Annotated in this window: 15 protein-coding genes; 11 read left to right on the top strand and 4 right to left on the bottom strand. The window is 68.0% G+C overall.

Annotated elements, in window-relative coordinates:
* Window positions 1-72 precede the first annotated feature (72 nt).
* Both ABD256_RS33045 and ABD256_RS33050 read left to right on the top strand, forming a co-directional pair.
* A complete protein-coding gene (locus tag ABD256_RS33045; protein ID WP_344428146.1) occupies window positions 73-693 on the top strand; it encodes a TetR/AcrR family transcriptional regulator in 621 nt (206 codons plus the stop codon).
* Between the two features lie 19 nt (window positions 694-712).
* Window positions 713-1195: a CGNR zinc finger domain-containing protein gene (locus tag ABD256_RS33050; protein ID WP_344428149.1), complete on the top strand. Its 483-nt coding sequence runs from the start codon at window positions 713-715 to the stop codon at window positions 1193-1195.
* A gap of 203 nt (window positions 1196-1398) precedes the next feature.
* On the opposite strand, the gene ABD256_RS33055 is transcribed toward ABD256_RS33050, so the two are convergent.
* Window positions 1399-2694: a DUF445 domain-containing protein gene (locus ABD256_RS33055; protein ID WP_344428332.1), complete on the bottom strand. Its 1296-nt coding sequence runs from the start codon at window positions 2692-2694 to the stop codon at window positions 1399-1401.
* A 77-nt stretch (window positions 2695-2771) separates the two neighbouring features.
* Here ABD256_RS33055 and ABD256_RS33060 point away from each other — a divergent pair, with 77 nt between their 5' ends.
* Window positions 2772-3938 (top strand): pyridoxal phosphate-dependent aminotransferase, encoded by a 1167-nt coding sequence (locus tag ABD256_RS33060; protein ID WP_344428152.1) that lies wholly within the window; start codon window positions 2772-2774, stop codon window positions 3936-3938.
* A gap of 4 nt (window positions 3939-3942) precedes the next feature.
* On the opposite strand, the gene ABD256_RS33065 is transcribed toward ABD256_RS33060, so the two are convergent.
* Window positions 3943-4446 (bottom strand): sigma-70 family RNA polymerase sigma factor, encoded by a 504-nt coding sequence (locus ABD256_RS33065; protein WP_344428154.1) that lies wholly within the window; start codon window positions 4444-4446, stop codon window positions 3943-3945.
* Between the two features lie 381 nt (window positions 4447-4827).
* On the opposite strand from ABD256_RS33065, the gene ABD256_RS33070 reads away from it, so the two are divergent.
* Entirely contained in the window at window positions 4828-5976 is a 1149-nt protein-coding gene (locus ABD256_RS33070) for a hypothetical protein (protein ID WP_344428157.1), read from the top strand.
* 407 nt (window positions 5977-6383) lie between these two features.
* On the opposite strand, the gene yczR is transcribed toward ABD256_RS33070, so the two are convergent.
* Complete coding sequence (yczR, locus tag ABD256_RS33075; protein ID WP_425546562.1) at window positions 6384-7832, bottom strand: MocR-like transcription factor YczR; 1449 nt, start codon at window positions 7830-7832, stop codon at window positions 6384-6386.
* 61 nt (window positions 7833-7893) lie between these two features.
* On the opposite strand from yczR, the gene yczE reads away from it, so the two are divergent.
* From yczE to ABD256_RS33110, 7 genes are all read left to right on the top strand, one after another.
* Window positions 7894-8520 carry a membrane protein YczE gene (gene yczE, locus ABD256_RS33080; RefSeq protein ID WP_344428159.1) on the top strand — a complete coding sequence of 209 codons (627 nt, stop codon included), beginning with the start codon at window positions 7894-7896 and terminating at the stop codon, window positions 8518-8520.
* Window positions 8521-8572: 52 nt separating this feature from the next.
* The gene (locus tag ABD256_RS33085) at window positions 8573-9355 is read left to right on the top strand and encodes a PP2C family serine/threonine-protein phosphatase (RefSeq protein WP_344428162.1); all 783 of its coding nucleotides are present in this window, start codon (window positions 8573-8575) and stop codon (window positions 9353-9355) included.
* Window positions 9356-9430: 75 nt separating this feature from the next.
* Window positions 9431-10153, top strand: a complete 723-nt coding sequence (locus ABD256_RS33090; protein WP_344428165.1) for a DUF998 domain-containing protein — start codon at window positions 9431-9433, stop codon at window positions 10151-10153.
* Between the two features lie 46 nt (window positions 10154-10199).
* Window positions 10200-10865 (top strand): lipoprotein, encoded by a 666-nt coding sequence (locus ABD256_RS33095; protein ID WP_344428168.1) that lies wholly within the window; start codon window positions 10200-10202, stop codon window positions 10863-10865.
* Window positions 10866-10923: 58 nt separating this feature from the next.
* A complete protein-coding gene (locus ABD256_RS33100) occupies window positions 10924-12321 on the top strand; it encodes an amidase (protein ID WP_344428171.1) in 1398 nt (465 codons plus the stop codon).
* Window positions 12318-12890: a TetR/AcrR family transcriptional regulator gene (locus ABD256_RS33105; RefSeq protein WP_344428339.1), complete on the top strand. Its 573-nt coding sequence runs from the start codon at window positions 12318-12320 to the stop codon at window positions 12888-12890. The genes ABD256_RS33100 and ABD256_RS33105 overlap by 4 nt, the downstream gene beginning before the upstream one ends.
* Before the next feature lie 52 nt (window positions 12891-12942).
* Complete coding sequence (locus ABD256_RS33110; protein ID WP_344428174.1) at window positions 12943-13926, top strand: DUF222 domain-containing protein; 984 nt, start codon at window positions 12943-12945, stop codon at window positions 13924-13926.
* Between the two features lie 56 nt (window positions 13927-13982).
* Here the strand turns inward: ABD256_RS33110 and ABD256_RS33115 are convergent, their stop codons facing one another.
* A complete protein-coding gene (locus ABD256_RS33115; protein WP_344428177.1) occupies window positions 13983-14540 on the bottom strand; it encodes a CGNR zinc finger domain-containing protein in 558 nt (185 codons plus the stop codon).
* Window positions 14541-14555 lie beyond the last annotated feature (15 nt).

Genomic DNA, 14555 nt, shown 5'->3' on the forward strand with positions numbered 1-14555 from the left:
ATTTGCATCACTACGGCACGCTAACATCGTATCGATGCACATGCATCACTACGGGAAGGACCTGATCGGCCCATGCCAAAACACGTCGACCACGACGCCAGGCGGCACCGGATCGCCGACGCGGTGTGCGACCTGATCGCCGACCGCGGCATCGAGGGCGTCACCCTCCGGGACGTCGCCGCGCGAGCGGAGGTGTCGATGGGCGCGGTCCAGCGCGCCTTCCCCACCGGGGACCTGATGCTCGGATTCGCGCTCGACCACGTCATCGCGAAGACCCAGGAACGCGGCGCTCGCCGCATCGACGCGTCCGGCAGCAAGGGATCGGCCAAGACGCTGCTGACGATCACGCTGCAGGAAATGGCCCTCGCGGGCGCCGGGCGGCGTGCCGACGCCGCGGTCTGGTTGACCTTCGCCGCCGCGGCAGCGGTCCGCGAAGACTTCGCGGCAGTGCTCCGCGCGCACCACGAGAAGGGCCACGAGCTACTGGCGTGGCTGATCGGCTACGGCCAGGACACGGGTGAAGTTCGCCCCGATCTGGACGCGGCCGACGAGGCACGAGCGGTCCAAACGTTCGTGGACGGCATCACGCAGCACTTCGCACTCGGGTTCGTCACCACGGAATCGGCGCACCGGCTCATCGACGACCACCTGCGCGGCTGGTGGGCCTCCCGCGATGCGGAAACCCGGTCTTGACAGGACCTACACTGATGTGGTGAGCGAGCGACCCGAACACCCGGACGTCGCGCTGGTGATCGCCTTCTTGAACACCCTCGACGTGGAGGAAGGCACCGACGCACTGCACTCCGCGGAGTCATGGCAGGACTGGGCGGCGGATCGCGGCCTGACGCCGGGCCCCCTGACCGGCGCGCGCTCGACCCGTGCGGCACTGCGGTCGGCGGCAGGCGATCCCGATTCGACGCCGCGGGAAGCAAGCGCGGCCATCGAGGTGCGGGTGAACGCCGATGGGCCCGTCTTCACCACGACGTCGGCCACCGGCGCGGTGCTGAGCGCCGCCGCACGGCTGTCCGTGCTCGGCCTTTGGGACCGGGTGAAGATCTGTCCCGCGGACGACTGCCGCTGGGCGTTCTACGACCAGTCGCGCAACCACTCGCGCACCTGGTGCTCGATGCAGTCGTGCGGCAACCGCGAGAAGGCACGCGCCTGGCGCGAACGCGCGGCGGCCGAGGCCAACTGATCCACTCCGAGGTTACGTCCGGTGGTCGTTGGTAACAGAGGGAGATAGGCAAGCCTTCTCACCTAGATGTTGTAACCCCGGAGGGTTACCCACAGATTGGGGTGTGGACAACCCGGCCACCTGTGGATAACTCCGGTGCACAGCTGGTCGAACCGTGCACAGGCTGGGGATGTCAAGGAACCAACGGGTGAACACCCCGGGGCTCAGAACAACACCTGGCCAACCCCGTAGATCACCAGCCCGGCGAGCGCGCCGACCACCGTCCCGTTGATCCTGATGAACTGCAGATCGCGCCCGACCTGCAGTTCGATCTTGCGCGACGTCTCCTCCGCGTCCCACCGCTCGACCGTGTCGGTGATGATCGTGGTGATCTCGCTCGAGTAGTTCGAGACGACGTAGGCGGCGGCACCTTCCACCCAGCCGTCGACCTTCTCGCGCACCGAATCGTCCGACTTCAGCCGTTCACCCAGCGTGCGCAGACCTTCACGGACGCGTTTGCGCAGCTCACTCGACGGGTCTTCGGCGGCGCCGAGCAGCATCTCCTTCGCGGTCGCCCACGCGGACCCGATCAGCTTCTGCACCTCGGCGTGCTCGATCACCTGCGCCTTCACCTGCTCGGCGCGGGCCATGGTGTCCGGATCGGTCTGCAGGTCCTGCGCGAACTCGCCGAGGAACTTGTCCAGTGCGAGGCGCATCGGATGGTTCACGTCCGTCTTGACCGCCCACGCGAACGACAGCACTTCGCCGTACACCTTGTCCGCCAGCATTTCGTCGACGAACTTCGGCGACCACGACGGCGCGCGGTCGGAAACCACCCGCAGCATCGCGCTGTGGTTGTCGCGCACCCATTCGTAGGCGCGATCGCACATCAGGTCGACCAGCTTGTGGTGCGCGCCGTCGGCGAACACCCCGGCGAGCAGCTTGCCAAGCGGCGGGCCCCACGGCTTGTCCACGACGCGCCGCACCACGGCCTGCTCCATGACGGCCTGCACGTCTTCGTCCCGCAGCACGGTCACCGCGCCGCGGACGACGGTCGCCAGCTCCGAGGTGACCCGCTCGGCGTTCTCCGGCTGGGAAAGCCAGCCACCGAGCCGCTTCGAAATGTCGACGCGGCGCAACTTGTCCCGTACCACCGTCTCGGACAGGAAGTTGCTGCCGACGAACTCGCCGAGGCTGTTGCCCAGCGCGTCCTTCTTGTTCGGGATGATCGCGGTGTGCGGGATCTTCAGCCGCAGCGGATGCCGGAACAGCGCGGTGACCGCGAACCAGTCGGCGAGCGCGCCGACCATCCCCGCTTCGCCTGCCGCGCGGGCGTACCCGACCCAGCCGGGCCATCCCGCCGTCTCCGCCCACCTGGCCAGCAGGAAGACCACGGTCGCGCCGAGCAGGAACGCCAGCGCCACCAGTTTCATCTTGCGCAGGGCGATCCGCTTGGCCTCTTCGCCCTGCGGGCCGCCGGGCGGGTCAGCCGGCTTGACGGGCTCGCGCGTCTGGCCGATCGACCGCTGCTCTGCCGGCTGCTGCGCTGCCGAGGTGAGTTGCTCCACAGGGCCATTGTCCGTGAGGATGCGTTCTCGTGCGTCAACCCGCTCTGGTCTCCCGCCTGCAACCGTTCAGTTCGACCATCTTCGCCGAGATGACCGCGCTCGCCGTTCGCTCCGGCGCCGTCAATCTCGGCCAGGGTTTCCCGGACAGCGACGGACCGCCCGCCATGCTGGAAGCAGCGAAGGACGCCCTGTTCGGGGGTGCGAACCAGTACCCGCCCGGCCCCGGCAGGCCCGAGCTGCGCGCGGCGATCGCCCGCCACCGCGCCCGCTACGGCGTCGACTACGACCCGGACGGCGAGATACTGGTCACCGCGGGTGCGACCGAGGCCATCGCGGCGAGCCTGCTGTCCCTCACCGAACCCGGCGACGAAGTCATCGTGATCGAGCCGTACTACGACTCGTACGCCGCGGCGGTGGCACTCGCCGGCGCTTCCCGCCGGACCGTTTCGCTGGTCGAGGACGACACGGGACGGTTCGCGCTCGATCCCGGCGCGGTGCGCGCCGCGATCACGCCCCGGACGCGCGCGATCCTGGTCAACTCGCCGCACAACCCGACCGGCACGGTGTTCACCCGTGCCGAGCTCGAAGCGCTCGCCGCGCTGTGCGTCGAACACGACCTCATCGCCATCACCGACGAGGTGTACGAGCACCTGGTGTTCGACGGCGGCGAGCACATCCCGCTGGCGACGCTGCCGGGCATGCGGTCGCGGACCGTGTCGATCTCCAGCGCGGGCAAGTCGTTCAACTGCACCGGCTGGAAGATCGGCTGGGTGTGCGCGACGCCCGAGCTGGTGTCCGCGGTGAAGGCTTCGAAGCAGTTCATGACGTTCGTGTCGGGCGGGCCTCTCCAGCCCGCCGTCGCGTATGCGCTCGATCACGAACTCGAATGGGTCGAAGGTCTCCGGCAATCGCTCGCCGCGAAACGGGACCGGCTGTCCGCGGGGCTGGCCGACGCCGGATTCTCGGTGCGGCCGTGCGCGGGCACCTACTTCGTGTGCGCCGACATCAGGCCGCTCGGCTTCACCGACGCCACCGAGCTGGCGTTCCAGCTGCCCGAGCGGGCCGGGGTGGCCGCCGTGCCGGTCAAGGCGTTCACCGACCGGCCCGAGGGCTGGGACCACCTGCTGCGCTTCGCGTTCTGCAAACAGGACGACGTGCTCGACGAGGGTGTCGCCCGCCTGCGCAACCTGGGCTGACGCTTCACCAGCCGTCGATGCCTTCGGCGAGGAGCAAACGTCGAAGTCGCTTCAGGCACCTGGTTCGCATCGGTCCGACGGTGCCCGGCTCCACGCCCAGCTCAGCGGCGATCTCCGCGTAGGTCGGGACCGGGTCGCGCACCAACAGCTCAGCGATCCCCCGATACGGCTGCCGCAGGCGGAGGATCGCGTGGTGCAACACGCGATCGCGGTCGGCGAGCACGGCGACGCGCTCGGGAGTCTCCGAATCCGCGGCCTCCCCCGCGAGATCGGGCACCACGATCTCCCGCCGTCGCCGTACCAGCGCCAGCGCGTGACGCCGCGCCGTGGTGGAGAGCCAGGCGGGCAATGACGCCGGATCCTGAATCGTTTCCATTCGGCGGAAGAACGAGACCCAGGTGTTCTGCACGACATCCCACACGTCGGCTTCGCAGAGGCGGAAGCCTCTGGCCACCGCCAGCACCGTACGGGAAAGGTCCCCGAATGGCAGCTTGCCGAACTCCCCCACTTGAGGTATCTCCGTAGTCCGCACGCCGTCTCCCGTTCGCCGCTCGGCCGCCCCGTTGGCGACACGACGTGATTGAGACGGCACGCTTCGCGAAACGGCTCCCCATAACCTCAGGTCAGCGGCCTAACGAGGAGTAGGATGCCGCGAACGGCCGAGCCGGGATACACCCTCAGTGATCAACATCGGAATTGTGTCCACCGAAGTCGGTAGGCCCATTCCGCCTTCCGGGGTGGATCCGTCGCCGTCGAGGTGAAACACTCGCCAGCGATGCTAGAAATAGTGCAGCTTCGGGGGAACTGCGACCTGGCCAGATGAGACCGCAGCAAGATCAGACTCGGGCGACCAACGCACGAGTTCCAGGCCCGGACGGTGGTGGTGGCGGTGAGCAGCGCGAATCTCGTGCCTCGCTCCGGACCAGCGCTGTCCCGCGTACTCGCCCGGCTGCTGGTCACCGCTGGTTTCGCCTGCGCCGCCTGGCTACTCGGCGCCCTGCTGACCGGCCATGCGTCGGCTGACGAGATCGACTCCGGCAACTCCGGCAGTGGCCAGACCGGCACGGTGTCGGCCATGCCCGCGCCGCCGGACCAGCCCGCCGCCGCGCCTGCGCCGCAGCCCGTTCCGGACGAACCCGCGACGAGCCCGAGCACTCCGCCGGTCTCCGGCACCCCGGACACCTCGGCACCTACGCCTGCCGAGGAACCCTCGTCCCGCAAGACCAGCAAGCCCGCGGTGAATGATCAGCGGGAAAACCAATCGCCCGCACGAATCCGCACGGCGACGCCGAAGCAGCAGAACGACGGCGGACTGATCGGCGGCCTGGTAGGGGGTCTGCTCTCCACGGTCACCGACACCGTCTCCACCGTCACAGACACCGTCGGCGGGCTGATCGGCAGCGTCAGCGACGCGGTGGTCGCCCCGATCACCTGCCCGACGACACCGCGTCCGTCACCGGGTAACGGCAACCCCGGCACCGGTGACGACGGCATCCTACCCACGCTGCCGTTGTTCGACGGCGGCAGCAGCGGCAGCGGCGGCACGGTCACCATCGCCGTGCCCGGCGCCCGGCCCGGCCACTCACCGTTCCCTGATCTGCCCGACAGCGCCCCGGCGCCGGACTCCACGCCAGCCGTACCGCCACCGCCACCGGCACCGCCGGTGATCGGCGCCGCCGCCATCGGGCCCGCACCCACTCGTACCGCGGCGTCGGAGTCGTTCCACCCCGGCGTCGAGTACGTCACAGCTGCGGTCAGTCACACCGTCACGCTCGCGGGCAAGGTCATCGTCAAGGCGGACCAAGATCAAAGTGGCGGTTCTGGCGGCGGTCAAGCACCGGTCGCCCCCAGCGCACCGTCGGCGCCGACCTGCGCCACGGGCACCGGACACGACAACGGCGGCGGCCACCGTCACCCGTTCGCCATCACCGGCTCCGCAGCGGACCACACCCAGCTCGAGCTGATCGGCACCAGTCGCGACCATTCGGCCGACGGTGCGGGCAGGGACGCAGCCCTGCCGACGACCTCACCCGACTGACCCCGGAACCACTCCGCCGGGGAGAACCGTATCCAAACCAAGATCAACTTCTTGGTTCGCGTTCGCTGCGACTTCCCTGGCACTGTCCCGACTTTTCTTCTCTCCCAGGGGTTTTCGTCATGACTTCACGACTTCCCGATCGGCCGACCGCGCCCGGCCGGGTCGGGTCCTGGTCCCGGCGCCGCGTTGCCCCCGCGGCGCCGGGACCGACACCAGGCGCACATCGGGCGTTCCTGTTCACCGCGCCGAACAGGGACACCAGCCCGATGCGCGCCTGAGTCGCTGGCGCTTCCCGGCACGTCGAGGGGCTGTGCCGGGAAGCAGCCGCGGCACCCATAGCCGGTGCGCTGAGCGTGACGCCGTTGGACCTCCCTGGAGCAACGGATCCGCTCAGCGCACCGGCTGTTTCACGTCACCGGCAGGTCCACCCCGCCCGCGGCGCCCGCACGGATCGACCGCACGGCCGTGCTGAGCCGGCGAACCCCTTCGTGCAACCGCTCCGGCGGCAATCCGTACGGCAGCCGCACCCACCGCTCGAGCCCTCCGTACGCGCCGAACCGTGCCGCGGGCACGAGCTGCACGCCGTGGGTCCCCGCCGCGACGGCCAGCCGCGTGCTCATCGGCTCCGGCAGCCTGCACCACAGGGACAGGCCACCTCCTGGCACGCGGAACGACCACTCCGGGCAGTACCACCGCAGCGCGCCCACGAGCGCGTCCCGGTTGGCCGTGAACTCCTCACGTCGTCCGCGCAGCATCGATCCCGGGTCCGCGAGCAGCTCCGCGAGCACCAGCTGTTCGAACACCGGCGAGCCGAGGTCGATCATGAACCGGGCCGACGCCAGCCGCGTGATGATGTCGTCCGAAGCACGCAGCCAGCCGATACGCAGGCCGCCCCAATGCGACTTCGACGACGACCCGATCGTGATCGCGAACTCGGGGGCGTACGCGGCCAGCGGCGGCGGCGCCTGGTCATCGCCGAGATCCAGTTCCACCAGCGTCTCGTCCACCACGAACGGCGTCCTGGCTCGGCTCAGGACCGAACCGAGGCGCTCACGGCCTTCGGTGCCGAGCCGCAGCCCGGTCGGGTTGTGGAAGTCGACCACCAGGTAGGCGAGCCTCGGTGACGACTGCCGCACGGCGGCCTCGATCCCGGTGATGTCCCAGCCTTGATCGCCCGCCGCATCCAGGGCCACCGGCACGGGGATCGCGTGCGCGGCCCTGATCGCCTCCAACGCGTTGGGATAACTCGGGTTCTCCACCAGCACGCGATCGCCCGGCCCAGCCAGCATGCGCAGCGCGAGCACGAATCCGTGGTGCGCCCCATTCGTGATCATCACCTGGTCCGGCGTCGTCGGCAACCCGCGTTCGGTGTAGCGGCGGGCGATGCGGTCACGCAGCACGAACAGGCCGCGGTCGCTGTAGCCGTGTTCACCGAGATGGTCCGCCAAGGCAACACGAGCGATGTCGAGCGCGGGAATGATGCCACTCGCCGCCGACGGCGACGCACGGGTGAAGTCGATCGCATCGACTCCCTCCGGCAGTGACGGCTCAAGCCCACCCGTGCGACGCGCGGCAACCCAGGACCCGGCGCCGCGACGGCTCTCCACCATGCCGCTTTCCCTCAACCGGTCCCACGCGGCGCCGATGAGCGTTCTGCTCGTCCCGAGCTCTTCGGCAAGCTGACGTTCGGCCGGAAGTCGAGTGCCGACGGCGAGCTGGCCGTCCAGCACCTGCAGCTCGATGGCCGCGGCGAGGTCAGCCGCGCCCTGCCGTGAACCACTGCTACGCCACGAACCAAGCATGGCAGCCAATCGGCGGGCCGATATCTGTCCACCCTGCGGGATCAGTGAACTCACCAGACCAATTCTTCCATATTGGTCATGTTCTTTAAGGCCGCTGTAACCCCATAGTGGAGTCGTGACTCAAGTCGATCTCCGCCCGGTGACCCCCTCCAGAAACCCCGCACGACGCTTCCCGCAGTTGCTCGGCGGGCTCGCGCTCTACGGCGCGAGCATGGCGATGCTCACCAGGAGCGGCATGGGCCTGGACCCGTGGGACGTGCTCACCGACGGCTTCACGAAAATCACCGGCTGGACGTTCGGCACCGTCACCGCGGCCGTCTCCGTCGTCGTGCTGTTGCTCTGGATCCCGTTGCGGCAGCGCCCGGGAATCGGCACGGTCCTCAACGTCCTCACCATTTCCGTGACCGTCGACCTCGTCCGTGCCGTGCTGCCCGACCAGCACCAACTGGTGTGGCAGCTAGTGCTGATGATCGGTGGCGTGCTGCTGAACGGCCTCGCCACCGCGACGTATGTCGGCGCGCGGCTCGGTCCCGGCCCCCGCGACGGCCTGATGACGGGGCTGTCGGCCCGCACCGGATGGTCGGTTCGGCTCGTCCGCACTGGCATCGAGGTGGCTGTGCTCGCCACCGGCTGGCTGCTGGGCGGCACCGTCGGCATCGGCACGGTGGTTTACGCCCTCAGCATCGGCGCGATCACCCAGGCGCTGTTGCCGCTCGTCGCGTGGCGTGAACCGGAACTGTGACCCGGACGGCGGGCACTCGCCAGAACGGGCCGGCCCGGCTTAGTGTCTGCCGGTGCCGAAGATAGAGGTTGCCGAGCGTGCGGGCGTCGGCGTCGATGGGGCCGCCCGGCCGACTGAAGACCACGTGGTGCGGCTGGACAACGCCGTGTTGTTGCTCGACGGAGCGACGTCACCGCACCCTGACCTGCCGAGCGGTGGCTGGTACGCGGGGCTGTTGTCCGCACAGCTTGCCGACGAACTGTCGAGCAACCCGGAAGGCGATTTGGCCGACCTGCTCGCGAAGGCCATCGCCGGCGTTGCCGCGCAGCACGATCTTCGACCGGGAAACGCGCCCTCGAGCACCGTCGCGATCGTGCGCTGGACCGGAGACCGCGTGGACGGTCTCGTACTGGCGGACAGCCCGATAGTGGCGTTCGGCCGCGTCGGCTCGGGCGGTACGGATGTCGTAGCCGACAACCGAATCATCGAGCTCCGCGACCGGGGGCGGTTGCGCACCGGCGCCGATGTGCGCTACCAACGGAACTCGCCGGGCGGGTTTTGGGTCGCCGAAGCCGTACCCACCGCGGCACATCGTGCCGTTCGCCGTACCTGGCGGCGCACTGATGTCGACGCGATATTGCTCGCCACCGATGGCGTCGCGGTCGGCGTCGACGACTACCGCCTCTTCGACTGGCGTGAAGTCCTCGCCCTCGCGCAGGCCAAGGGCATGACAGCGGTTCTCGACGCGGTGCGAGAAGCCGAAGAGTCGGACCCGAACGGCACCAGGTGGCCACGCGCGAAGCGACACGACGACCAAGCGCTGGCGCTGGTCACCTTCGCCGGCACAGTGGTGTAAACCCCACCAAATATCGGGGAGTCTCCCCGATAACGCGACAGGCGTTCCTCGGCCAACCTTATATGTATGGGGCAAATGAGGGTGCAGGTCGCGTGGAACACGAGCGCGGCACGGACGAGAGTGTGGGTCGCGGTTTCGGCCGCGACCATGGCGTGGGGCACCTTCACCATGGTGCTCATGCACGCGGTCAGCAACCGCGACCCGCTGCTCGACACCTTGTCCAGCTACGCGATTTCCGGGCAGGGAGCGGCAATGCTCGCCTCCAGTGTGCTCGCGCTGGCCGTCAGCTCCATCGCGCTACTGGGCGCATTGGTGTCGTGCGGCATCCGTGCCTCCCGGACTTGCGTCGCACTGTTCGCGATCTGGACGACGGGCCTGATCCTCGCTGCGATATTTCCGGCGAGCTACCCGGAACGACCGGATCCTGTCAGTGGCCAGATCCATCAGTACGCGTGTCTCTTCGCGTTTCTCAGCCTCCCCGGCATCGGATTCACCATTCTGGAACGCGTCGCGGATGCTCGCGTTCGGAAACGGACCCGCTTCAGCGTTTGCGCACTCGCCTTGTTCGGGCTGAGCTACCTGTTCAACACGCTGCGCGACATGCCCGTCGTAAGCGACCTGTCGGCCTTGCTCCCCGTCGGCGTCATGCAGCGCTTCGCGCTCGCCGCCGACCTCGCACTGCTGTGCGCCCTGCTGCTTCACGCATTTCGCGCTGTCGCTATTCGAGATGACATCGTTGCTGGTCAGGTGGTTGTTACCGGGCAGGCTGGTGATCGGACCCCGCCGCCCGCCAGGTAGTTTTGAGCGGCATTCACACCAGGTCCGATCTGGGGAGCAACCCACCATGAAGATTCCGTTGCGGACGATGCTGCCCGCGCTCACCACCGTCGCCGTGCTCGCGGGCTGCTCGAACGCCTCCGAAGCCGGGCCTGCGGCATCGTCCAAATCCGCCGCTGCTCCTCCGTCGAACTCGGCGCCAGCCCAGCCGGGCAAGCCATGGAGCGACGAGCTGAAAAACGCCGAAGCCGGCGACAAACTCGGCGGCACCGGATCCACCTGCCCGTTGCCCGTCACGTTCGACGTGGCCAAAGGCTGGAAGCCGAAGCCCGTCGACGCGGGGAACGGCAGCGGCCTGGACGCACTCGCGCACCAGGGCGGCTTCACGCTCAAGTGCGAGATCGATGGAAAACCGGCTGGCTTCCTCGGGTTCCTGCGGATCTGGGCAGAGGATGCGCCGGGCAAGTCACCGCGGCAGGCACTCGAAGCGTTCGTGACGGGCGACCGCAACGTCACGGAGAAGACCTACCGGGACTCAGGCCCGCTTCAGGGCGTCGAAGTGACGTACCTCAAGGACAACAAGGCACTGGAAATGGTGTCCCGTGCCCGCGCGCTGGCGGTCTCGACGGCTTCCGGCGTGGTGGTAGTGGCCCTGGGTGGCCTCGACGAGGATGAACACCAGCAGATGCTGCCCGCCTACCTCACGGCGAAACAGTCCCTCGCCACCAGCTAGCGGACCCGGTCATCGCGGCGTACCGTTCGTTCGAACGAACGAGAAGTCGGGGGCCGCGATGACCGAGACGCCACCAGTCGACGCCGATGTGAACTTCACCAGCCTCGCCAAGCAGGGAGAACTGCTGACCGAGGGCGTCGTCAGCTCGACCGATCTGACCGAGAGCGCGCTGGCCAAGGCCGAAACCAGCCAATCGACGCTGAACGCGTTCCGCTGGCTACGCCGGGAACGCGCGCTCCTGGATGCGGCAGAAGCCGATCGCAGGCTGGCCTCGGGTGAGCATGGACCGCTGCTCGGCGTCCCGATCGCCATCAAGGACGACCTGGACATCGCGGGGCTGCCGACCGCATTCGGCTGCCGAGGCGAGTTCGCTCCCAAAGCTGCGGACTGCGAAGCGGTACGCCGCCTGCGCGCGGCGGGTGCGGTGATCATCGGCAAGACCAACACGCCGGAAATCGGTCAGTGGCCATTCACCGAAGGCGCCGCCTTCGGAGCCACCCGCAACCCGTGGCACGGTGACCACACGCCCGGCGGGTCCTCGGGCGGCTCCGCGGCGGCCGTCGCCGCCGGTATCGTGGCCGCGGCTCTCGGTTCGGACGGCGCCGGGTCCGTGCGCATCCCTGCTGCGTGGACCAACCTCGTGGGCATCAAGCCGCAGCGGGACCGGATCTCACCTGCTCCGGAACCGGAGTTGTTCCACGGGCTGACCGTAATCGGCCCGCTGGCCAGAACGGTCGCCGATGCGGCGCTGTTGCTGGATGTCGCGGCTGACACCGGTGGCAAGTACCAGGACGCGGCCTCACGCGTTCCCAGCCCACTTCGCATCGGGTTGTCCACTCGGATTCCGTTCACCGCGACGAAGACCGAGCTCGACCCAGAAGTCCGCGCCGCCGTGGAACGACTCTCGAGAACGCTTCGCGACCTCGGGCATGAAGTCGTGCCCGTCGAACCGGCCTATGGCCTCATCGGGCTCACCTTCCTTCCGCGCTCGCTCACCGGAGTGCGGGACTGGTGCCGTCGTGTCCCTGACCAGCGACAGCTCGATCCCCGCACGCGTTCCAACGGAAGGCAAGGTTCCGTTCTCGCGGGTCCTGCCCTGCGAGCCGCACGCGCGATGGAACCCCTATTACGGAAACGGATCGGTGGCGTCTTCCGCCGGGTCGACGTGGTGCTGGCGCCGACAACCGCCACGCCGCCGCCTCGGATCGGCAGCTTCGAAGGGCTCTCGGGCTGGGAAACGGATCAGGCAATGATCGCCGCATGCCCGTACGCGTGGCCCTGGAACGTACTCGGCTGGCCGGGCGTGAATGTTCCTGCGGGATTCGCGGCATCCGGCCTCCCCCTCGGCGCACAATTGCTCGGGCCATCGGATTCGGAAGAGCTTCTGATCAGTCTCGCCGCGCAGCTGGAGACAGCGGAACGCTGGTACGAGCGCAGCCCGGCAACCGCATGGTGAACACCCGCGAGTCGATCCTGCGGGCCGCGTTGCGAGTGATCGGCGAACAAGGGGTGCCCGGGCTGACGAACAGGCGAATCGCGACCGACGCCGGTGTTTCACTGGGCACCCTGACGTATCACTTTCCGAGCCAGACCGAGCTTCTGCGGCAAGCGATGCTGCTCTTCGCCGAGAACGAGACGGTTAAGCTTCGAGGCCTGGTCAGTGCCAACAAAGCCAGCGACATCACCGTTGAAGAGGCGGCAGCAGCGGTGGAGCGGGTACTCGAGCGGATGACGTTCGGCACCGACGAAATCGCCCCGCTCGAGCTGTACCTCCAGGCGGGCCGGGACCCAGACCTCCGCGACGCGACCCAACGCTGTTTCGCCGCCTACGACGAACTCGCGTTGACCGTGCTACGCGCGCTCAACGTGGCCGAGCCGCAGCACATCGCGCCGGCGGTCGTCGCCCTGATCGCCGGGCTGCAGTTGCGGCGGCTGGCGACTGGCACGAAGACCGGCTCACCCGCCGCGGGAGCATTGACAATGCTGATTCGAGGCGCAGACCACCCCAAAGACGTAACCTCGTAGAAAATCCGGGAAAACCGGTGAAACGAGCGATCATCTCAGCGACAGTTATGGAATGACTGAATCTGGGGTAGACCGAGAAGACACCGCCGTCGCGGAAGCGCTGCGAAGGTGCGTCACCGAAACCAACCAGGTGCACGCCCGCGCCCTGCGGCTCCTCGCCAAATTCGTGGAAAGCGAGCAAGACCAGGGCACGCCGATCGAGGCCGCCCGCATCCTGGGCGTCACGGAGCGCGAAGCGAACCGGAAGATAGCACTGGCGCAAGCACTGTTGTCCTACCTTCCCAAGACGCTCGAAGCGTTGGACAAAGGCGAGATCAGCGAAGAGAAAGCGATGGCTGTGTTCACGGCGACTCAATGCCTCACCGAGCCGAAGGCGCAAGAAGTCGACAGCGTGATCGTGACCAAGTTCCCCGGCCGAAATCTCTCGACACTGCGACGTGCGGTCAATGTGGTGGTCGCGAAGGCCGACGCCGCGGCCCACGCTGAACGTTCACGCAAAGCGCGTACCGAGTCGATGATGAAAATCAGCCACGGCGCCAACGGCACGTCGACGCTTCGGGTACGACTGCCTGCCGAAGAAGCGATGGCGCTCTACTCGACCTGTGATCGCGTCGCACAGGATCTCAAATCCCAAGGGGACACGCGGCCGGTCTCCCAGCTGCGCGCCCAAACGCTCGTCACGCGCTGCCTCGATGGCGAAGACCGTGACGGAGTCGTCAAGGCCGACGTTCTCGTCCACATCGATCAAAGCACGCTCGAAGGCGAACGAGACGACCCCGCTCACCTCGTCGGCTACGGACCCATCGCAGCGGCTGTCGGTCGCGAAATCAGCGCAAGTCCCCATGCCACCCAACGCACGACCGCGGATCCCCGACCCAGTACCGAGCGTGTACTTCACCGCAGGACGCCAGCCAATCCCCAAGAAACCGGGCGGTCCGCACGAATCCGGCTGCATCCGCCGGTACCGTCACAGCGCAACCGCTCATCCTCGAACTCTCCTCGCGGCACTGCGGCCGATTCCCGGAACCGGCCTTGAGGATGCTCTGAGTTCGAGGCGCGCGGGACGCACTCAGCGGCTCGTGCGGCAGCGCACTATGCGTCCTTGCTTCGCGCGTAGTGCTTGCGCGCCTTCGCCCGGTTGCCACAGCGCGCCATCGAGCACCACTGCCGGTTGCGCTTCGGTGAGACATCCGCGAAGCGAAGACCACAGTCTTCCGCGGCACAGATGCGAAGGACGACGGCAGCGACCGCGGTTTCGATTGCGTCCACGGCAATGATCGCCAACGCGTTTCTTACCGGATCGGCAACAGATCTCGGGCGCAGGCACGGCTTGCCGTCGCGGTCGTAGCGAAGCTGCGGCGGCACAGGTGGTACCGCGGCCGCGGCTTCATTGATCAGGCGCACATCCTCGGCGGGTGGTCGGCTACCCATGGGCGCACGGAGAACGCGATCGACGGCTTCACGCAGGGTGCGTATGTGCGCGAGGTCAACATCCGCGACGTCGGGACGGGTGGCGAGACCCGCTTGCCAGAACCACTCGCCGACCGCTGCGGAGCTGGTCAGAAGCTCGGTTCCGCCGGTCTTCCTGTCCCGCAGCGTGTTGACGAGGTCGATGCTGACCCTGCCGCCGTCGAAGACCCAATCCGCCATGGATGGATTCTAACC

The sequence above is a fragment of the Amycolatopsis minnesotensis genome (assembly GCF_039529815.1).
GTDB lineage: Bacteria > Actinomycetota > Actinomycetes > Mycobacteriales > Pseudonocardiaceae > Amycolatopsis > Amycolatopsis minnesotensis.